This is a genomic window from Corynebacterium sp. NML98-0116, from assembly GCF_001767255.1.
In the GTDB taxonomy this organism is placed as follows: Bacteria; Actinomycetota; Actinomycetes; order Mycobacteriales; family Mycobacteriaceae; genus Corynebacterium; species Corynebacterium pseudogenitalium.
Genome location: NZ_CP017639.1, coordinates 2,127,073 through 2,146,577 on the forward strand (window position 1 = coordinate 2,127,073; position 19,505 = coordinate 2,146,577).

General features: G+C 64.8%; 17 protein-coding genes and 1 tRNA gene. 7 read left to right on the top strand and 11 right to left on the bottom strand.

Going from position 1 to position 19,505, the window contains the following annotated elements:
• Window positions 1–29: 29 nt before the first annotated feature.
• Entirely contained in the window at window positions 30–1,118 is a 1,089-nt protein-coding gene (locus BJP05_RS09830) for a TadA family conjugal transfer-associated ATPase (RefSeq protein ID WP_145945276.1), read from the bottom strand.
• Complete coding sequence (locus BJP05_RS09835) at window positions 1,118–2,098, bottom strand: hypothetical protein (RefSeq protein WP_240492753.1); 981 nt, start codon at window positions 2,096–2,098, stop codon at window positions 1,118–1,120. The genes BJP05_RS09830 and BJP05_RS09835 overlap by 1 nt, the downstream gene beginning before the upstream one ends.
• Window positions 2,099–2,251: 153 nt before the next feature.
• Here BJP05_RS09835 and BJP05_RS09840 point away from each other — a divergent pair, with 153 nt between their 5' ends.
• The 3 genes from BJP05_RS09840 to BJP05_RS09850 all read left to right on the top strand — a co-directional run bounded on the left by BJP05_RS09840 (window position 2,252) and on the right by BJP05_RS09850 (window position 4,282).
• Window positions 2,252–3,058 (top strand): HAD family phosphatase, encoded by an 807-nt coding sequence (locus BJP05_RS09840; protein ID WP_070363250.1) that lies wholly within the window; start codon window positions 2,252–2,254, stop codon window positions 3,056–3,058.
• Between the two features lie 81 nt (window positions 3,059–3,139).
• Window positions 3,140–3,652, top strand: coding sequence for a phage holin family protein (locus BJP05_RS09845; RefSeq protein WP_070363251.1), 513 nt, complete (start codon window positions 3,140–3,142; stop codon window positions 3,650–3,652).
• An 81-nt stretch (window positions 3,653–3,733) separates the two neighbouring features.
• A complete protein-coding gene (locus BJP05_RS09850; protein WP_070363252.1) occupies window positions 3,734–4,282 on the top strand; it encodes an alpha/beta fold hydrolase in 549 nt (182 codons plus the stop codon).
• Here BJP05_RS09850 and BJP05_RS09855 read toward each other — a convergent pair whose 3' ends face one another.
• The 3 genes from BJP05_RS09855 to nth are packed head-to-tail and all read right to left on the bottom strand — an operon-like array spanning window position 4,283 to window position 6,788.
• Window positions 4,283–5,464 (bottom strand): MarP family serine protease, encoded by a 1,182-nt coding sequence (locus tag BJP05_RS09855; RefSeq protein ID WP_070363253.1) that lies wholly within the window; start codon window positions 5,462–5,464, stop codon window positions 4,283–4,285.
• Entirely contained in the window at window positions 5,464–6,018 is a 555-nt protein-coding gene (locus BJP05_RS09860; RefSeq protein ID WP_070363254.1) for a TlpA disulfide reductase family protein, read from the bottom strand. The genes BJP05_RS09855 and BJP05_RS09860 overlap by 1 nt, the downstream gene beginning before the upstream one ends.
• Window positions 6,015–6,788 carry an endonuclease III gene (gene nth / locus BJP05_RS09865; RefSeq protein WP_070363255.1) on the bottom strand — a complete coding sequence of 258 codons (774 nt, stop codon included), beginning with the start codon at window positions 6,786–6,788 and terminating at the stop codon, window positions 6,015–6,017. The genes BJP05_RS09860 and nth overlap by 4 nt, the downstream gene beginning before the upstream one ends.
• A 222-nt stretch (window positions 6,789–7,010) precedes the next feature.
• On the opposite strand from nth, the gene glxR reads away from it, so the two are divergent.
• Window positions 7,011–7,694 (top strand): CRP-like cAMP-activated global transcriptional regulator GlxR, encoded by a 684-nt coding sequence (gene glxR / locus BJP05_RS09870; RefSeq protein WP_070363256.1) that lies wholly within the window; start codon window positions 7,011–7,013, stop codon window positions 7,692–7,694.
• Window positions 7,695–8,066: 372 nt separating this feature from the next.
• Here glxR and BJP05_RS09875 read toward each other — a convergent pair whose 3' ends face one another.
• The 4 genes from BJP05_RS09875 to BJP05_RS09885 all read right to left on the bottom strand — a co-directional run bounded on the left by BJP05_RS09875 (window position 8,067) and on the right by BJP05_RS09885 (window position 9,956).
• Entirely contained in the window at window positions 8,067–8,876 is an 810-nt protein-coding gene (locus tag BJP05_RS09875) for an MBL fold metallo-hydrolase (protein WP_070363614.1), read from the bottom strand.
• Window positions 8,877–8,954: 78 nt separating this feature from the next.
• A complete protein-coding gene (locus BJP05_RS09880; RefSeq protein ID WP_070363257.1) occupies window positions 8,955–9,419 on the bottom strand; it encodes a RidA family protein in 465 nt (154 codons plus the stop codon).
• Between the two features lie 3 nt (window positions 9,420–9,422).
• Window positions 9,423–9,578, bottom strand: coding sequence for a DUF4177 domain-containing protein (locus BJP05_RS11185; RefSeq protein WP_145945277.1), 156 nt, complete (start codon window positions 9,576–9,578; stop codon window positions 9,423–9,425).
• Window positions 9,579–9,599: 21 nt separating this feature from the next.
• Entirely contained in the window at window positions 9,600–9,956 is a 357-nt protein-coding gene (locus BJP05_RS09885) for a WhiB family transcriptional regulator (RefSeq protein WP_083329365.1), read from the bottom strand.
• Window positions 9,957–10,111: 155 nt separating this feature from the next.
• Between BJP05_RS09885 and BJP05_RS09890 the strand changes: the two genes are divergently transcribed.
• Window positions 10,112–12,505, top strand: a complete 2,394-nt coding sequence (locus BJP05_RS09890) for a transglycosylase domain-containing protein (protein WP_070363258.1) — start codon at window positions 10,112–10,114, stop codon at window positions 12,503–12,505.
• Window positions 12,506–12,525: 20 nt separating this feature from the next.
• On the opposite strand, the gene BJP05_RS09895 is transcribed toward BJP05_RS09890, so the two are convergent.
• Window positions 12,526–12,975 carry a GatB/YqeY domain-containing protein gene (locus BJP05_RS09895; protein WP_070363259.1) on the bottom strand — a complete coding sequence of 150 codons (450 nt, stop codon included), beginning with the start codon at window positions 12,973–12,975 and terminating at the stop codon, window positions 12,526–12,528.
• A 92-nt stretch (window positions 12,976–13,067) separates the two neighbouring features.
• Here BJP05_RS09895 and BJP05_RS09900 point away from each other — a divergent pair, with 92 nt between their 5' ends.
• Window positions 13,068–13,916, top strand: a complete 849-nt coding sequence (locus BJP05_RS09900; protein WP_070363616.1) for a metallophosphoesterase — start codon at window positions 13,068–13,070, stop codon at window positions 13,914–13,916.
• 50 nt (window positions 13,917–13,966) lie between these two features.
• Window positions 13,967–14,043 (top strand) — tRNA-Pro (locus BJP05_RS09905).
• A gap of 306 nt (window positions 14,044–14,349) precedes the next feature.
• Here the strand turns inward: BJP05_RS09905 and BJP05_RS09910 are convergent.
• Window positions 14,350–19,398, bottom strand: coding sequence for a YPDG domain-containing protein (locus BJP05_RS09910; RefSeq protein ID WP_084028628.1), 5,049 nt, complete (start codon window positions 19,396–19,398; stop codon window positions 14,350–14,352).
• Between the last annotated feature and the right edge of the window lie 107 nt (window positions 19,399–19,505).

Consider the following 19,505-nt stretch of genomic DNA (forward strand, 5'->3'; position numbering starts at 1 on the left):
CGCACAGGCCGCGAATGCGAACAGGTACGTCATGGCCGCTGCCAAATCACTCGCGTGGTCACCGGGTTGCCCTCCAAGACGCCGATCTGGTGCAGGACGCGGCGGCCGTCGGGGCGGCGCTGCATCACAATCACCGTGTCCAGCGCTGGCGCAAGCTGCGCGTGCAGGGCGTCGCGCCCCATCCCGCCGAGCGCGGCGAGCGCCTCAAACCTGGCCGGGACCTCCTCGATCGCGTTGGCGTGCAAGGTGCCAGCACCGCCCTCGTGACCGGTGTTCAGCGCCGCGAGGAGGTCCGTCACTTCCGCCCCGCGGATCTCCCCCACCACGATCCGGTCCGGGCGCATCCGCAACGACTGGCGAACCAGATCCGCAATCGTGACCTGGCCGGCGCCCTCCGTGTTCACCGCCCGCGTATTCAGGTTCAGCACGTGCGGGTGGTTCGGGGTCAGCTCCAGGGTGTCCTCGATCGCCAGGATCCGCTCGTGCGACGCCACCTCCGCAAGCATCGCGGAGAGCAACGTCGTCTTGCCCGAACCCGTCCCGCCCACGATGACGAAGGCGCGCCGGGCCCGAACAATCTCGCGCAGCATCTCGGCGCGTTCCTCGTCCATCGTGCCGCTGGACACCAGCTCGTCGAGGGTCGCGGTGGTGGTGCGCAGCACGCGCAGCGACAGGCACGTACCCGCCACGGCCGTGGGCGCCAGCACCGCGTGGAAGCGGATAATCGAGCCGTCCGGCCTGCGGAAATGTCCGTCGCAGTAGGGTTGGGCGTCGTCAAGGCGGCGCCCGCAGCGCAGTGCGAGGCGCGTGGCCAGACGGCGCACGGACTCCTCGGAGTCGAAGCGGATCTCGCTGCGCTCGAGGCCGTGCCCGCGGTCCACGAACACGCGGTCGGGGGCGTTGACGCAGATGTCGGTCACCCCGCCACCGACGAGCAGCGGCTCCAGGGGCCCGGCGCCGGAGGTGTCGTCGCGAAGTTGGCGCATCGCCGCCAGCACGTCCACGTCACTGATAACGACGGCCTCTTCGCGAATCAGCGCCGCAAGCCGGGTGGCGTCGACCTCCCCGGGCTCGTCGGCCATGCGGCGTTGCACGCGTAGTAACAAGTCCTGATCCACTAGGCCACCTCCTCGAGCACAGCCTTCGCCGCCTTCGCAAGCCCAGTAGGCAACCGCTGCGGCAGGCCGCGCTGCTCAACGCGCTTCGTCAGCCCGCGCACCTGGCCGATGGTGGCCACCACCCGCGAACCCGCAATCGCAGCGATCTCGTCCACGCCGATGCCAGCCCACCCGATGTCCCTGACCACCAGCACGTGCCGCAGTCCTGCTCGCTCGCACTGGGCGACCAGTTGCGCCGCCGCAGACACCGCCCTGACCTGCGGGGCGACCAGGATCGCCACTACGTCGCAGCGCGCGGGCAGCTGCGCGCACGGGGCGTCCACCACGGTCACCCCGCCGGTGCCGAGCACCTCCACCAGCGCCTCAAGATCCTCCACATCATCCCCGAAACCAGCGCCGGAGGCCTCCCTGCTACACGTCATCACCGCCACGCCGTCCGGGGTGGCGGGCAGCGCACGGCGCACGTCCTCGCGGGCGACCGCGCCCTCCCCGATCGCGATCTCGCCCCACCGCGCGCCGATCTCCTCCTCGATACCGAGCAGCAGGTCCAGCCCGCCGGAGTGCGCGTGCCCATCAACCAGGGTCGACGGGGCCGCGGCCCTGGCGCACGCCGCCGCAAACGTCGAGGCCCCCACGCCGCCGGAAGCGCCGACCACGCCGATCACCCGACCCCGCTCCTTCGGTGTCCGCAGCGCCCCGAGCGCGCGCAGCAGCTGCCCGGACTGGTCCGGGACGTCGTAGGCGCCGCGCTGCTGGCCGAGCTCGAAACAGTTCGGGCGGCGCAGTACCGCGGGTGGCAGGTGGGTGGCGAAGTGGGCGTCGATAAGTATGGCGAAGGCCTGCTCACAACGGCGGGCGACCTCCGCCGGCTCGGCGCTACTGAGGTCGGTGACGGGCATACCTGTTGCCGCCGCGAGGTGCATGGCTTCGGGGTGCAGTGCCGCGTCGTTGACGGCGATGGTGATGTTGTGCGTGCTCATGGCTTCGAGCATCACCCACGCCACAACCGCCCCACAACGATTTGGAACGCGCCTGTGGATAACTCCCGTGCTGCCTGAACGTTCAACCTCCTTTTGTGGATAAGACGCTACACAGCCCAACATGTTCGTGTATGTGGCGTTAGAATGTGCCACATGGCTTCGAACTCGGCACCGGTAGCGGCGTTTTTTGATCTGGATAAGACGATCATCGCCACGTCGTCCGTGTTCGCGTTCGGCAAAGAGTTCCTGAACAACGGCATGATCACACGCCAGGAAGCGCTGGACCTCTACCTGACCAAAGCCGCCTACATGCTCATCGGGCAGAGCAGCGAAAAGATGGACACCACCCGCGACAACCTGGCCAACATGATCACCGGCTGGAGCGTCGAGGATGTCACCGCTGTGACCACTGAGACCATGCACAACGTGATCACCCCGGCGATCTACTCGGAGGCCCGCGAGCTCATCGAGGCGCACCGCGCGCTCGGCCACGACGTCATTATTATTTCGGCGTCGGCAAATATTCTGGTGGCGCCGATTGCGAAGGAGCTGGGCATCGACATGATTGTGGCCAGCGAGGTCGAGGTTGTCGACGGCACCCTCACCGGCCGCATCACCCGCTACCTCAAAGGCGACGCCAAGGCCGAAGCCATCCGCGAATTCGTCGCCGAACACGGCTACGACCTGGATCGCAGCTACGCCTACTCCGACTCCGCCACCGACATCCCCATGCTGGAGCTGGTTGGCAACCCCGTCGCCGTCAACCCGGACCGGGCGCTGCGCAAGCACGCACAGGCGGAGGGCTGGGACGTGCAAACGTTCAAAAACCCGGAGCCGCTGATCCAGATGCCGAACGCAAAAGAAGTCGGGATCGGGGCGTCCGTCATCGCGGGCGTGACCGCGTTAGCCGTGGCAGGGACGCTGCTGGCGAAGGCCATTAAGAAAGATAAGTCTGCCTAGACCCTGAGGGTGTGCGACAAATCCCATCAATGGTTGCTAGGGTTGAGTGCATTCAATAATCGCAGGAAGGTTGAACATACAGTGAGCAACGAAGGTCTGTACACCAGTGGAACGTCCGCAGTGTCCGCAAAGGTTAACTCGATTCCTTTGCACGACACCGATGTCACCCACCCGGGCAAGGACTCCATCGGTACGTTGATTTCGAACGCCTCCGAGCAGGTTTCCACGCTTGTTCGCGGCGAGATTGAGCTGGCCAAGGCCGAGGTCATCGGCGAGGCCAAGAAGGGCGCCGTCGGCGGCGGCCTCCTGGGCGTCGCGGGTGTTATCGCCCTGTACTCCTCCTTCTTCCTCTTCTTCGCATTCGCCGAGATGCTGTCCTCCTGGATGCACCGCGGCTGGGCGTTCCTGATCGTCTTCGCCATCATGATCGCCCTGGCGGGCATCCTGGCGCTGGTCGGCGTGAAGAGCCTGAAGAAGATCCGCGCCCCGAAGAAGACCATCGATTCCGTCAACGAGCTGAAGAACCTGCGCCCAGGCCAGGCACAGAAGAACCTTGCCAAGGACAGCTCCGGGCTCTACACCGGCTCGAACTAGGGCGTGCCACACTTTTCGACGTCCCCTTCGGCCATCGACCTACCTGGTCCCTTCACCCACGAGTGGTTGCACACTCGTGGGTTGCGTCTGCATGCAGCCGTCGCGGGCGACCCTACGAATCCGCTGCTGTTGCTGCTGCACAGCGCGTTCGGCGGCTGGTACGACTACCGCAACCGCATCGCCGACTTTGCCGATTCCGGCTATCACGTCGCAGCCCTCGACCTGCGTGGCTGCGGCCTGTCCGACAAGCCGGTGCGCCGCAGCGGCGACGCCCTCCTGCTGCACGCCGGTGACCTGAAGGGCGCGATCCACACGCTGGGCCACGACTCCGCGGAGGTGATCAGCGCTGGCGCCTCCACCGTGATCACGAACACGCTGCGGGAACGCTCCCCGCACCTGGTCACGCGCCACACCTCAGCACCATGGACCGGCAGCAAAGCCGCCTTTGTGCCGACGCCCCTCTACCGCCACTTCCCGGCCCTCTTCGACCAACTGTGGCTGCGTGACCTGCTACGCAACCAGCCCGAGGACGCCACCGCCGACCACCTGCGCCTGCGCCGGGACGGCACCCACATCACCAACGCGCTGCCCTACATTCTGGAACTCGCGCGCATCGAAGCCCGCATGTAGCTAGCGCCCGACGCACGCCCCCGTACCAACCTGCTCACGCAGCCCAGCGATCTCGCCCGTACGCTCCAGGATCTGCTGCGCGGTGAGCACGTAACCGGTCTCCGTGGCGTCCACAGAGGCACCGAACACCATGCCCGCGACACCGCCGGACGGGGTCAGCATCGGCCCACCCGAGTTGCCCTGACGGATATTGCCGCGGATCGTATACACCTGGCGTTGCACGTGCCGCTTCGCGTAAATATCGGGGCCAGACAGGCTGACTTGGTTGCGCACCCGCACCGGCATCGCCTCAAACGGGCCGGACTCCGGGAAACCCATCACCAAGGCACTGTCGCCGGTGCGCAGCGTGCCCTCGGCCCAGCGCAGCGGCGCGATCCCCAGCGCCTCCGCGTGCAGCACCGCGATGTCCGCCTCCGAGTCGTAGAAGACCACTTTGGCCTTCTTCACCCCAAGCACCGTGTCCAAGGACACCGTCTCCGTACCCGCCACCACGTGCGCGTTGGTGAGCACGTAGCCGTCCTCGATCACGAAGCCGGAGCCCATCAGCCGCCGACTGCAGGACTCCGCGTCCCCCATCACGTGCACCACGGAGGCGCGGACGGCGTCGACAAGCTCGGGGCGCGCAACCGACGGGTCCGGGGCGTCGACCTCCGCGTGCCCATCCGAGGCAAACGGGGAAATCAGCGGCGGCAGACCCGAATCCGCCAGCACTGCCGCCACCTGCGACGGCAACTGCTTGCCCGCCGCCGGCATCGCGGCATCAATCTGCGTGAGCACCCGCGAGCTCTGCAAGTGCTTCGCCCACGCCCCCGGCAACGACGCCGCCAACGGCATACACACGCACCACACCAACGCCACCGCCACGGCCCCCTGGAACAGGGCACCGAACAGCGAATCGAGACGCTGCGCCGCCTTCCGTCGGAACCGGTCATGCACCCAGTCACCCACCGTCGATCCCGCGAAGGACCCCAGGCAGACCACCAGCACAACCACCACAATCAGCACCGCCACGCGCACCCACTGCGCGTCCGCGCGCTGAATCAACGGCGGCACCCCCACCACCGCGAGCGTCAGGCCAGCCACGATCCCCAGGGCCGACAGCACCGCCGAAAACGCACCGCGACGCCAACCGCTCACACAGGCGGCGAGCACGATGATGAGGATGAGGACGTCGATAAGCACTAGAGCCCCACCGCTTCCTCAAGCTCCTCCAGCGAGCCGAACTCCTTCGGGAACAACCCAACCTGCCGCCCATCGCGCAACACCAACGTCAACGGCACCACCGCAGGCAGCCCCAACGCGCCCGCGAACGCATTCTCACTGTCCTGGTAACTCGGCACATCGACACCCAGATCCCCCAACAACGCCGCCCCATTCGCAGCGTTACCATCCGCATGCACCCCGACCACGCGCACGTCCGGGTGCGCCTCCGCCAACGCATCAAACAACGGCAACTCCGCGCGGCACGGCTCACACCACCACGCCCACACGTTCACCACCGTCAGACCCGACTCCGACTCCTGCCCCGTGCCCCCACCCAAACACGGCAGCGCGACACCCGCCACAGTGGGCCCAGGGCAATCCGGGCGCTGCTCCACCTGCGCCGTCGTGGCGGGCTGGTTATCCGGCTGCGCCGGATCCCCAGGTTGCAACAACTGCCACGCACCCCCAACCACCAGCGCCGACACCACCACAATCGCAGCGACGCTCGCAACCACCGACCTACTCGCGCTCACACCTGCTCCATCTCGCCCTTGACACGTTTCGCCGCCTCAGCAGGATCCGTCGGACCCTCCAGACCAAAGCTGGGACAATCGTACGCGATAGGGCAGACACCACACGCCGGCGACTTGGCATGACACACCCTCCGGCCCTCAAAAATGATCCGGTGCGAAAACATCGTCCACTCCGAAGGCTCAATCAACTCAGCCACAGCTTGCTCGATCTTCACCGCATTCGAGCCCAAGGAGGCGTCGATAAGCTTCAGCCTGTGCATCAAACGCTGAAAATGCGTATCGACGGTCAGCCCCGGCCTCCCAAACGCATTCCCCCGCACAACGTGCGCCGTCTTGCGCCCCACCCCCGGCAAGCTGACCAGGTCCTCCAACGCGACCGGCACCTCACCCCCAAAATCCGACACCAACTTCTGCCCCAACCCAATCAAGTTCGCAGCCTTCGCGCGGAAGAAGCCCGTCGGGCGAATGATCTCCTCCACCTCCGCCTGCGACGCCGCCGCATAATCCGCCGCCGTCGGGTACGCCCGGAACAGCGCGGGGGTGACCTGATTCACCCGCACATCCGTCGTCTGCGCCGACAACACCGTCGCCACCAGCAGCTCCAGCGGGTTCGAAAAATCCAACTCCGCATGGGCATCAGGGAACGCTTTCGCCAGCGTACGATTAATCCTCCGCGCGCGACGCTTCCGCGTCAACGGCGACTCCTCCCCCTTCAACACCGGATGCTTACCAGGGACCCGCCGCTGCTGCGGCGTCAACGAACCAGACATGCTTTCTCACCTTAACGGGGTAAGCGATACGATGGACGCATGGCAGTACTCTTAGTCGTCGCGATTCCCCTCATTCTCGGGCTGTTCACCATAGGAATGGAACACCTAGAGTCCGCAGTCGTCGACTAGTGGTACAGTTCCAGTGTGGTGTGACTCACGCACACTTCAAGAGCTAACGTGACAACCGACACGGACTGTCACACCCGTCCACAAGGAGGATTCATGGAAGGCGCACACGAAATTCTCGCCCGCGCGGGCATATTTCAAGGCGTGGATCCCGCGGCCGTCGCAGCACTGATCCAAGACATGGAAACAGTCACATTCAACCGCGGCACCACCATTTTCGACGAAGGTGAACCCGGCAACCGCCTCTACATCATCATCAGCGGCAAAGTGAAACTCGCCCGCCACGCCCCCGACGGACGCGAAAACCTCCTCTCCGTCATGGGCCCCTCCGACATGTTCGGCGAACTGTCCATCTTCGACCCAGGACCACGCACCTCCTCCGCAGTGTGCGTCACCGAAGTCACCGCGGCCACCATGGACTCCACGCTGCTGAAGAAGTGGATCGACAACCACCCTGAAATCTCCCAGCAGCTCCTCCGCGTCCTGGCCCGCCGCCTCCGCCGCACCAACGCGTCCCTCGCCGACCTCATCTTCACCGACGTCCCCGGCCGAGTTGCCAAAACCCTCCTCCAGCTGGCCAACCGGTTCGGCACCCAGGAAGGCGGCGTCCTGCGCGTGAACCACGACCTCACCCAGGAAGAAATCGCACAGCTTGTCGGCGCCTCCCGCGAGACCGTCAACAAAGCCCTGGCAACCTTCGCCCACCGCGACTGGATCCGCCTCGAAGGCAAGTCCGTGGTCATCGTGAACACGGAGCACCTCGCCCGCCGCGCGCGGTAGGCTGCTTTTCTAGTTTTTGCCTGTTTTGTGAGCCCCCCGGGCCTTCCCCGGGGGTTTTCTTCTGCACTTGTGGGGACCTCTTTCACCGTCAGTGCCAAAGGACGCTCCTTATTTTGGATAGCCCTTTTACTACCAGGCTGTTTGAATGTCTAGTTTCTTCTGGATTGCGTCCCTTGGCACTGGAGCCCTGGGAGTGTGCACCAAATTCCCACACTCGGCTTCGGCGACCTGGGCTTTTGCAGACCGGCCTGTTGAAATCCCGGAATCTGGTGCCGAGCAGATTGGGCCAAGCACCAAAGGCAACACAAAAGCCCTAGCTGCCAGCATCCACGACTAAGGCAACTAGGGCTCTAGAACTCAAAACACGAACAACTAGTGTTCCTTCAGATAACGCAGGGCGACGCGCGTGGACTGTTCCGCGGCGCCGCGGAGGACTGGGTCGACGTCGTCGTAGATGGCGTCGACAAGGGTGTTGATGTCTACGTCCTCGCCGTACTTCTTCAGGGCCTCACGGATCTGGTCGAGGCGCTGCTCGCGGCGGTCGATGTACTTGCGGGCGAACGCGGAGAGGTCCGGGGCGTCGGGGCCGTGGCCTGGGAGCAGCGGGATGTTCTTGCCGCGGCGCTCCAGCATGGACAGCGTTTCTAGGTATTGGGCCAGGTCGCCGTCGGTTTCGGAGATCATGGTGGTGTGGCGGCCGGCGATGGTATCGCCGGTAATGATGCCTTCGAGCTGGTCGTCTTCGACGTCGTGGGTGTAGACGAAGAAGCAGGTAGAGTCCGCGGTGTGACCCGGGGTCGCGACGACCTGGATCTTGGGGGAGACGCCTTCGATGGAGATGATTTCGCCATCGGTGAGTGGCTCGGCGCCGTGGGTGTAGCGGGCGTCAAGAGCACGGATTGGGGCGCCGGTGAGCTGCGAGAAGCGGCGGGCGCCGTCGGCGTGGTCGTGGTGGCGGTGAGTCAGGAGGATGAGGGCAACCTTGTCCGCTTTAGACTGCAGGACGTTGAGGTGGCCTTCGTCTTCTGGGCCCGGGTCGACGACGATGCTGTACTCGTCTTCGGGGTCGCGCACAACCCAGGAGTTTGTGCCTTCGAGCGCCGCGTAGCTTGGATTGGGCGCAAGAACGACCGCGACGGATGCCGTTACAGGACGCAACTGACTATAAGCGGGATGCTGCATGCCACCCACCCTACCGCCTTGCGCGCGGAATTTGCTGCGAAACAACGCGATTCCCCCGCTTAGGGGCACCGCACGGTATCACTGCAGCTCGACGACGAGCTCCACTTCGACTGGGCTGTCGAGCGGCAGCACGGCAACGCCGACGGCGGAGCGGGCGTGGGCGCCGGCATCGCCAAAAATGTCGCCGATGACATCGGAGGCGCCGTTGATCACGCCGGGCTGGCCGGTGAAGGCCGGGTCGGAGGCGACGAAGCCCACGACTTTCACCACGCGCTTGATGCGCTCGAGGCCCACCAAATTATCGACGGCAGCTAACGCGTTGAGGGCGGCCTGCCGGGCGTAGCCGTAGGCGTCCTCGGCGGAGACGTCCGCGCCGACTTTGCCGGTGGCGGGCAGGGTGCCGTCGATAAATGGGAGCTGCCCGGAGGTGTGCACGTGGTTGCCGGTCTGCACCGCGGGAACGTAGGCCGCGACGGGCGCGGCGACGGCGGGCAGGGTGATGCCGAGTTCGGTAAGGCGCGCGGCCCAATCGGTGTGTGCCATGGCCTACTCCAGCGGGCGCTTCATGTAGGCGACGACGCTGTCCGGCGTCGGCCCTGGGGTGACGGTGACCAGTTCCCAGCCGTCCTCGCCCCAGGAGTCCAGGATTTGCTTCGTGGCGTGTGTGAGCAACGGAACCGTTGCGTATTCCCATTTCGTCATGGCCACTACCCTAGACGAATTCTAGAGGCCGATAATCTCGCGGCCGGCGACGAGGTGCTCGCCCCAGTCGTTGACCTGTGGGTTCTTGCGCAGGACGGCGCGGCGCTGGCGCTCGGTCAGGCCGCCCCACACGCCGAACTCGACCCGGTTTTCGAGGGCCTCGGCGAGGCACTCGAGTTGGACGGGGCAGCGTCGACAAATTTCTGCGGCCTTGCGCTGCTCGGCACCTTGCACGAAGAGAGCATCTGGGTCACCTGTGCGACAGATTGCACGCGTAATCCACTCCCCACGGTCAAACACAAGATCCCCAGCAGAGTTCACACGGCGCGGAATGGCGCGGGTGTCCTCGTACGTCGCGGTTCCAAGAGTGGCAGTCATGAATCGGTCTCCTTTCAAGCGGAGGCAAAGTATAATACTTAGACCCATTAAGCGCTTGTAAGTGTATTCACAGGGTATGCACCTTGTAAAATGCATCACATGAAAGGTGGGGGCGTCCTATTCACTCTCTCCCGCGTTTCATTTAAGGTAACGGTGTGACTGCACTTCGTTCCTTTGGAAACCTTTTGCTCGGCCTTTGCGCCGTTGCGCTGGCGATTGCCCTGTGTTTGGCGCCGGTCGCAGGCCTGACGGGCCTCGCGATTGCGCGCACCGCGAATACAATGCAGTCGAATCTGCTCGACCTGACACACGGCGATGTCCCCGGTGTCACGACCGTTACGGACGTCAACGGCACCCCCATTGCGTGGTTATACAAACAGCGTAGATACGAGGTTCCAAGCGAAAAAATTTCAGCGCATGTAAAACATGCGCTGGTTTCCACAGAGGATCGACGCTTTTATATGCACGACGGCGTTGATATGCAGGGCTTCGCGAGGGCCATGGTGACCAATGTGCTGGCGGGTGGTGTCGAGCAGGGGGCGTCGACAATTAATCAGCAGTACGTGAAGAACTACCTGTGGCTGGTGGAGGCAGGTAACGACGAGGAGGCGCAGGCGGCGACCGAGCAGTCGATCCCGAGGAAGCTGCGCGAAATGCGCATGGCATCCGACCTGGACAAGACGCTGACGAAGGACGAGATCCTCACCCGCTACCTCAACCTAGTTTCCTTCGGAAACCACGCCTACGGCATCGAGGCCGCAGCCCGCATCTATTTCGACATCCCGGCCGCTGAACTGAACCCGCCGCAGGCGGCGCTGCTGGTGGGGCTGCTGCAGTCCGTGGAGTACCTGAACCCGTACACGAACCCGGAGGGCGCGACGCAGCGCCGCAACACCGTGCTGCAGAACATGGTGAACGAAGGCCACCTCACGCAGGCGGAAGCGGACCGCTACGCGGCGACCCCACTGGGCGTGGTGGACAAGCCGAAGGGTTTGCCGGACGGCTGCATCACCGCCGGTGACGCAGGCTTTATGTGCGACTACGCCCTGCAGTACCTGGAGAGCAAAGGCTTAAGCCTCGACGAGATCGAGCGCGGCTCCTACACCATCACCACCACCCTCGACCCGGCGGTGCAGGCCTCGACGGTGCAGGCGGTGCGTAACAACGTCAACCCAGCCACCCACGGCGTGGCCGAGGTCCTCAACGTGATCCGGCCCGGCGCGGACTCCCGCGACATCCTCGCGATGGCATCCTCGCGCTACTACGGCCTCGAGCTGGAGAAGCACCAGACGATCATGCCGCAGCCGACCTCCATGGTGGGCAATGGCGCCGGTTCCGTGTTCAAGATTTTCACGGCGGCTGCAGCGCTCGAGCAGGGCTACGGCCTCGACTCCATGCTGAACACCCCGGCGCGCTCCGTGGTCTACGGCATGGGCAAGGGCGGCGCCGCCGGCTGCCCGCCGGGCGCCTACTGCGTGGAGAACGCCGGCGTCTACCCGCCGCAGATGACGCTACGCGACGCCTTAGCTCAGTCCCCGAACACCTCGTTCATCGAGCTCATCCAGAGCGTCGGCGTCACCCCAACAGTGGATATGGCGGTGCGCCTGGGCCTTCGCTCCTACACCGAACCCAATACGTTTGGCGACGGCCGCTCCGTCGCCCAAGCCGCGAAGGAAGAGAACATGGGCTCCTTCGTGCTGGGTCCAACCGCCGTGAACCCGCTCGAACTGTCCAACGTGGGCGCCACGCTCGCCGCGGGTGGCCGCTGGTGCGAGCCGAACCCGATCAAGAGCGTCGTGGATAAGCACGGGCAGGAAGTGTTCATCCAGCGCCCGCCGTGCGAGCAAGTCATCGACCCAGACATCGCCGGCGCGCTCGCCCTCGGCATGTCACACGACACTATCGACGGCACCGCCAAGGACGCAGCCGCCGCCTCCCGGTGGACCGCACCCGTCGCTGCCAAGACCGGCACCACGGAGTCCCACCAGTCCTCCGCGTTCCTCGGGTTCACCCGCGGGATGGCCGGCGCGCCATACATCTTCAATGACGGCACCCAGACCACCCCGCTGTGCACCGGCCCGGTGCGCCAGTGCTCCGCAGGCAACCTGTTCGGCGGCAACGAGGCCGCGCGCACCTGGTTCCAAGCCGCCCACGGCGTGCCCGGCGCCGCGGCGGCAGGCCTGCCGCCGACGAACGCGACCTACACGCGCGGCACGAAGCAGTCGGCGCTCGACGCCGTCGTCGGCCTCCCGGCCGCCACCGCGAAGCAGCAGCTCCAGGCGCAAGGGTTCAACGTGACCACCCAAACCGTCTTCGGCAACGGGGCGCCCGCAGGCAACGTTATCGCCGCGATCCCCGCCAACCCGGCGCTCACGCAGGGCACCATGGTGACCCTCAACGTGTCCGACGGCAGCGCCGCCTCCCCCACCGCGTCGCCGTCGGCGTCCACCCCGCCACCAACGAGCACGCAGGCCCCCGCCGTCGACTTCGACGGCATCCAGCAGTCACTGAACGACGCCCGCGATGCGCTCACGAACGTCTTCCAATAAGGCTGGTTCCTAGTTCATCCCTAGCTCAGGCGGGCCTTGACCGCCGTGGAGAGCCGCTTGCCGTCAACACGGCCGGCGGCTTTCGCGTTCGCAGCCTTCATGACCTGCCCCATCTGCGCCATGGACTCAGCGCCGACCTCGGCGATGGCCTCCTCCACCAGGGCGTCAACCTCCTCGTCCGTGAGCTGGGCGGGCTGGTATGCCTCGAGGATTTCGGCTTCGTGGAGTTCGGCGTCGGCAAGCTCTTGGCGGCCGTTCGTGGCGTAAATCTCCGCGGACTCGCGGCGCTTCTTCACCTCGCGAGCAATAATCTTCAAGATCTCCGCATCATCCACCTCGTGCTTCGAACCCTCGGTCTCAGCGGTCTGGATGGCGGCCAGCAACATACGGATCGTGCCGGTGCGTTCCTTCTCCTTCGCCTTCATCGCGGTCTTCAGGTCTGCGCGCAGCTGTGCTTTCAATTCACTCATGTGGGAAAGCGTAGTCCATCTGTACGCTAGGACGCGTGAATACTTCCCTCAAACGCCTCACGCGTGCCGCCGGCGTCATCGCTGCGACCGGCATGGCCACCGCCGCGTACGGCGTGAGCCAGCTGAACAACTACCGCCTGAAGGAATACACCCTCCCCCTCCTCCCACCCGGCACCCTCAACGGGCGGGACTCCTTCGACATCTTGCACGTCAGCGACCTCCACATGATCCCAGGCCAACGCGCCAAAGTCGCCTGGGTCTCCAGCCTCGCCGAACTCCAACCGGACCTGGTGATCAACACCGGCGACAACCTCTCCGACCCCAAGGGCGTGCCCTGGGTCTTCCAGGCCCTCGGCCCGCTCCTCGACGTCCCGGGCGCCTTCGTCTTCGGCACCAACGACTACTGGGCGCCCCGCCCCGTCAACCCCTTCAAGTACCTCCTCGGCACCAAGCGGGAGCCCTCCTACGTCGACCTCCCCTGGGAAGGCATGCGCGCCGCATTCCAGGAGCACGGCTGGCACGACGCCACACACCGTCGCCTCGAGTTCAAAATTAACGACGTCCGCCTCGCCCTCGCCGGCGTCGACGACCCACACCACAACCTGCACGACTACTCCACCATCGCCGGCGCCCCCAACCCCGACGCCGACCTCTCCATCGCGCTTCTCCACGCCCCCTACCGGGAAGTCCTCGACGCCTTCGAGCGCGACGGCTACCAACTGGCGCTGTCCGGCCACACCCACGGCGGCCAGATCTGCCTACCTGGCGAGCGCGCCATCGTCACCAACGCCGACATCGACCGCGAGCGCGCCTCCGGCCTCCACCGCTTCGGCCGCATGTGGATGGAAGTCTCCAACGGGCTGGGCACCTCCAAATACGCCCCCGTACGGATCTTCTGCCCGCCATCCGCAGCGCTCCTCCACATCACGGAGCGGTCCTGACCACGGCTTTTGTTTTTCGCGGGCACAGGAGTAAAGTAACCAGGTGCCCACGGGATATGGCGCAGCTTGGTAGCGCGCTTCGTTCGGGACGAAGAGGTCGCAGGTTCAAATCCTGTTATCCCGACCAATGAAACCCCGCCGCTTTCGCGGCGGGGTTTCACGTTGCTCAGGTGGGCTTGGGACCCGCGCACCACATTCCTTGTTTTTGGGGAGCACCGTCGGCGTTTCCCCAGGTCGCCAAGGGGCAGGGTGGGAATTTGGTGTCACGACGAACGGGCTAGACACCAAATTCCCGGTTTTTCGCACGAAGATCTGGAAAAGCCCTGGTCACGAAAACCTCATGGGAAAATTTGGTGTCACCCCAACCGGGGCGAGTGCCAAAGGACGCAACACCATTTGGATTAGACGTCTAAACCTGCAGGTCCAAAAAGGCCTACTTTTTGGAAGATGCGTCCTTTGGCACTGGCTCACCATCTTTGGAGGAACCGAGGACGGTCATGCCACGGTCAAAGCCCTCGGGCTGGCATGCCTGGGCGATCAGGGAGATCGCCAGGCCGCCGACTGCGATGGCTCCAAACGCGATAGCAACGGGCTGCAGCTGACGGGCGTCGACGCCGAACTGCCTGTTGACGGCGGCAATCTGGTCCTCGAACCCGCGGCCTACGTGGCGCAGGGAGTCGTTGAACTGCCCAAGAGCGGCGTTGATCTGGGGCTGCATCGTGTTCGCAACGCCAATGCCAACTGCGGCGGCGAGCCCGATTGGTAGCAGCCAGAGGATCGGGCTGTTGAGCGCGAACATGTTGGCCATGCAGCGCTTGGAGCCGTCGGCAGATGAATCGGCGGGAGCGGGAGTAGGCGTAGAAGGCGCACGCGTGGTCGGGCTCGGGGCTGCACCGCCCTTCGCGATGACCCCCACGACCGTCTTCACCTCGTACGTTGCGCCCGTGACGGTGGTGACCATGACTGGGATGTCGACCTTCTCGCCTACTTCGGCGGAGGCGGGTGGGGTGACCAGCAGGTCACCGGTTGCGGACACGGAGGCCCGCCACCCGGTCGGCAGGGCGCCGAGCTTGTAGGTGTTGCCGTCGGTGTGGCCGCTGATCTTGATGGACGTCGGCGCGCCCGGCGCGGTGATGGCCGGCGGGTACGACGGTGCTGGCGCTTCAGTCGGCGCAGTTGAAGGAGCAGTCGGAGTGGCAGTCGGGGACGGCTCCGGCGCAGCAGTCGCGGAAGAAGTAGGTTCAACTGGCCCGGTCGGCACGTTGGCCACGGTGAAGACGGCCTGGGTGGTGTAGGCCTCGCCGTGGGCTGGGGTGACGGTGACAGGGACGCGGATCCAGGTGCCTGGGGTGGTGGACTTCGGCGCGGTCGCGGTAACGGTGCCGTGCTCGTCGACGCTCACCTTCCAGCCATTGACCCGGTCGGGTACCGAGTAGCGGTTGCCGTCGGTGGCATTCGTTGCAGGCTGAGTACTCGTCTCGCCGGGAAGGACGGAGGCGGACGCGTAGCTGACGTGCGGGGATTCGTCGGTTTCCTTGATGGCCGCGAATGCCGGAACGACCAGGATGGCTCCGTCGGTGTAGGTGACCTGAACGGGGATGAGGATGGAGTCGCCGGGCTTGGCGTCGGCTGGTGGCGTCGAGAAGACGCGGCCGTGCTCGTCGACGGTGGCGGTCCAGCCCGGGATGGTTGGCTTCCACTCGGGGTCGATTTCGAAGGTGGCGTCGGAAGGAACCTTGGAGCCCTCGTGGAGAGGGACCTCGTCGGTTGCGCCCGGTTCCTGGACGACCTTGCCGTAGGTTGGCACGATGTGGCCGACGCCGACCTCGATGATGCGCTTGACCGGGGTCTTGGTTGTCGTGGTGTGTTCGACGGGGTTGCCGACGACGTGGCCGTCGACAAGCTGCCAGGCCTTCTCCGTGATGGTTTGGCCGTAGGAGCCTTCCTGGATGGTCTTGACCACGCCGGCGGGCAGGCTGTCTACCTGGCGGATTTCGGTCTCGAACGGCACGGGGGTGTGGATGGTCTCGCGTAGCTCTGTCTGCTTGGATTCCTTCTTGGTGCCGACCAAGATGACCTGGTCCTCAGCGTCCACGACCTGTGGTTTTTGCGCGATGCCGTCGATAATTTTGTAGGAGATCCTGCCCACCTTGCCGCGCTGTGCGACCTTGTGGGTGCCGGCCTCGAGCGTCGGGTCTTCCCGGATGATGACGCGGTACGGCGTCTCTTCAGACCAGTGGATTTCCGGCGTGACGCCCGGTGTTTCCTTCGTGCCAACGCGCACGATGCGGTCCTGCGGGTCCGCAATGCGCGTCTGCTCGATGCGTGTGCTGACCACCTCGGAGTTCGTGATGGTCCTGGTCGTGTTCACTTTGTCGGTGCCGAGCACGCCGGGGTGTTCGGCGTCGACGGCCTGCGTGCCTACGTCGAGTGTGGGGTCGAAGACGATCTGCGTCTCAAACGGCACGATGACTTCGTACTCGGTGTTGATGTCGAAGGAGACGTCAGGCGCGGACTCCCCGACCACAACGAATGCGGCGGTGACCACGTCTTTCGAGCCGTCCTGGTAGGTGACGGTGACGGGGACGTTGAGGTGGTCGCCAGACTCGGCGTCCTTCGGCGGGGTCGCGGTGACAACGCCCGCGTCGTCGACGCGGAGCTTCCAGCCGTCGAGGCTCGCGGGCACGCTGAACGGCGTCTTTTCCGCGAGGTCGCGGGCAGGGATGCGGGTGGGCTCGGTGATCTCAGATCGCTTGTCGACGCCCGGCTTCGCCTCCTGCTGCTCGTATCGCGGCTCGTAGACGGCGCGCTGCTCACCGAGGACGACCACGGTGGCGACGATGATGGCGGTCGTGCCGTCCTTATAGGTCACGCGCACCGGAATATCCGCGGAGCTGCCCGGTACGGCGCGCTCGCTGACCGGGGTGGTGATGGTACCCGTCTTCGGGTCAATCTTGACCTGCTCCCACCGGAGGTTACGCGGCGGAGCGATGTAGTGCTTGTCCTTCGGGTCCGTGATCAGTGCGAACTTCGGTTCCGAAATGTCCCGGACGCTTCCAGTGTCCAGCTTGCTCGTGACCGTGGTGCCCGGCTTGCCCGACTTGGTTTGGTACCGCGGGTTGTTCATGCCCTTGTCGTCGCCGACGACGGTGAACGCCGCCGGGACGTCCGCCTCGGAGCCGTCCGGGTAGCGGACGTGGATGTCGATGATCGCCTGGTCACCGGGCCGCGCGTCCTTCGGCGGAGTGGCCGTGACCACGCCCTCCTTCGACACGTCGAACGTCCAGCCGTCCGGGAGTTGCTCCGGCAGGCTGTATTTCGCCTTCACCGGGTCCGCCAGCAGGGTGCTGATCATCGAGGAGACCGGCAGCCCGGGCTTGGTGAAGCTCTGCGGGTAGTTCGCAACGTCGGTGCCCGTGCCGTCGCCGATCACGTTGATGGTGGCGGTGGTTTCCTGCGGCACGGCGCCGCTGGCGTAGTGGGTGCGCACCGGCACCGTGATGTAGGCGCCCGGCAGCGCAGTGTCCGGGATGGTGACGGTCAGCTCGCCGGTGGTGGCGTCGAGAGTGACGCTCCAGTCGCCGACTTTGTACTGCTGGGAGCCGTTAGGGAAGGTATAGCGGTTCGGAGTTTCGTCGATTTCGTTGCCGCCGAGGCCAACCTTCGGCACGGTCGGCGTGAGCGTCACGCTGTCCGTCGCCTTGCCCGAAATCGAGCCATACGACGGCACCTTCACGTCCGAGAACACCTGGAAGGACACCGGAGCTTCGTCGGTCGTGCCGTCCGGGTAGGTCGCCTTCACCACGGGTTTGATGGTGGTGAAGTTCGGCACGGTTGCCTTCGCCTTCGCGGTGACGGTGCCTTCCTTATCGACTGTGACGTTCCAGCCGTCTTTGTCGGAGGGGGCGTCGATAAGCTCGAATTTCTTCGGCTTGATGACGTCCCCCTTGCCCAGCACCCGCGTCAGGCTCGCCTTCGCGGTAAGTGTTGTGTTTTGGGCGCCCTGCACTGGCTCCGCGGGGTACTCGAGGTTGGTCTGCTGCGTGTGATTCGGCTCGACGACAACGAGCAGCGGGATCGCGTCCTGAGAGCCGTTCGAGTAGCGAACATGCACCACAGGCTGCGCAAACGTCCCAGGGGTCGGCTTATCGACGCCCTCCGGCGCCGTCATGATCACCCTATAGTCGCCCTTTTCCTCGTCGGTGAACTTGGCGGTCCAGCCGTCGTAGACGAGGCTCTCGTCGAGGGTGATGGTGGCGTCGAACTTCTCTTTCAGGTCGGCGAGGGTGTGCCCGTTTGCGTCGGGGAGCTCCTCGAAGACAATCGCGTCCTTTGAGATCCCGGAGGTGATGTTGACCTCAGACCTGGTGAACTGCGGATCGTGGTAGAGCGTGTCGTCGACGCTGATCGCGTGCGAGCTGAGCTCGTTGGCGGTGTTGTAGCGTGGCAGCGCAATGGAGCTGGCCGTCACCCCAACCCTTGTATCTTCGTACGCGTGGTTCTGAGCGATAGCCTCGAGCTCTTCGACGCTGCGCGGCAGCGCAACCGCGGTAAACGTGAGGCCCTGGAGGCCGTCGAGCTCGGCGTCGTCGGCGAACTTCGGCCAGGTAAGGAAGAAGTCGGAGCCATCGCGCGTGATGGTGACGTGCTCGAACACCTTGCCGCTGCCGTCCGCGACCTGTATGCGCAGACGATCCAGGTCGCGTTCCGTGAACATCCCGCCAGCGGAGGCGATCTTGACCTTCTCCCCCGGCTTGATCACGGCCTTCGAAATGTGCTCCCAATCAAGTTTGAGGGGGACGCAATCGTCGGTCTCGCTCGGCCAAGGGTTTGCGTTCGCGTCAGCTTGGAAGTTTTGGCCTTCGAAAAACCTGTGGTCAGAGTCTTCCTTTGTGTAAGCCCCTTTCCACGCAAAGGTGAGCCCTTCCGGGCTCACGGCTTGTTGCTGGAACTGTTCCGTGAAGGGGAACGCGCCGTTCAAGTTGCGCTGAACTCGGGAAGCGGTAATCTCCGCCGGCTCAGCAGCGTTGTTTACCGTGAACGGGTTACCGCCATCGAGCTTCTCGCCCGCGGGGACAACGCCTAGCTCGCCAGCTTCGACTGGAACAGGCCCACTATCGCTAAACCCTGTATCCGTGAAGGTGCGCTGCTTGTCCGCGTTGAAGTGCAGCTGAATGCCGAACTCAGTTGCGCTCTCGGAGTGCTCACCAGGGTTGAGCGCGTCAAACCTGAAACCCGCAACGTCCTTGCCGCCATCGTCCTTCTCCAGCACCACTCGGCATGCATCATCGCCCAGCCCCTCTGACTTCGTCTGCTGCTCAGCGCCGATCACCGCACCGGTGTACGCCAAGTTCTCCTGCGCATATGCAGCAGGGGAAGGTACAACCACAGCCGCGCTCCCCAACGCGAGCGCTATCGCAGACGTTACGGTAACTCCAACACGTACTTTCCGACGCCCCGCGCCCGGAAATGTGCCTTGCATGTGGCTGCCCTTCACTTTTCACAACGATTTGTCAGTAACAGCGTAATTCGGGCTGTGCGCTTCGTACACTCTTAACGTTGCATAAGTGGCAATAAGTGAAGGCCCCG

Bases quoted from the DNA above. Each gene is read 5' to 3' on its own strand.
- BJP05_RS09895 (WP_070363259.1), bottom strand. From the start codon at position 12,975: ATGAGTGAATTGAAAGCACAGCTGCGCGCAGACCTGAAGACCGCGATG.
- BJP05_RS09880 (WP_070363257.1), bottom strand. From the start codon at position 9,419: ATGGCACACACCGATTGGGCCGCGCGCCTTACCGAACTCGGCATCACC.
- BJP05_RS09840 (WP_070363250.1), top strand. From the start codon at position 2,252: ATGGCTTCGAACTCGGCACCGGTAGCGGCGTTTTTTGATCTGGATAAG.
- BJP05_RS09900 (WP_070363616.1), top strand. From the start codon at position 13,068: ATGGCCACCGCCGCGTACGGCGTGAGCCAGCTGAACAACTACCGCCTG.
- BJP05_RS09875 (WP_070363614.1), bottom strand. From the start codon at position 8,876: ATGCAGCATCCCGCTTATAGTCAGTTGCGTCCTGTAACGGCATCCGTC.
- nth (WP_070363255.1), bottom strand. From the start codon at position 6,788: ATGTCTGGTTCGTTGACGCCGCAGCAGCGGCGGGTCCCTGGTAAGCAT.
- BJP05_RS11185 (WP_145945277.1), bottom strand. From the start codon at position 9,578: ATGACGAAATGGGAATACGCAACGGTTCCGTTGCTCACACACGCCACG.
- glxR (WP_070363256.1), top strand. From the start codon at position 7,011: ATGGAAGGCGCACACGAAATTCTCGCCCGCGCGGGCATATTTCAAGGC.
- BJP05_RS09835 (WP_240492753.1), bottom strand. From the start codon at position 2,098: ATGAGCACGCACAACATCACCATCGCCGTCAACGACGCGGCACTGCAC.
- BJP05_RS09885 (WP_083329365.1), bottom strand. From the start codon at position 9,956: ATGACTGCCACTCTTGGAACCGCGACGTACGAGGACACCCGCGCCATT.
- BJP05_RS09910 (WP_084028628.1), bottom strand. From the start codon at position 19,398: ATGCAAGGCACATTTCCGGGCGCGGGGCGTCGGAAAGTACGTGTTGGA.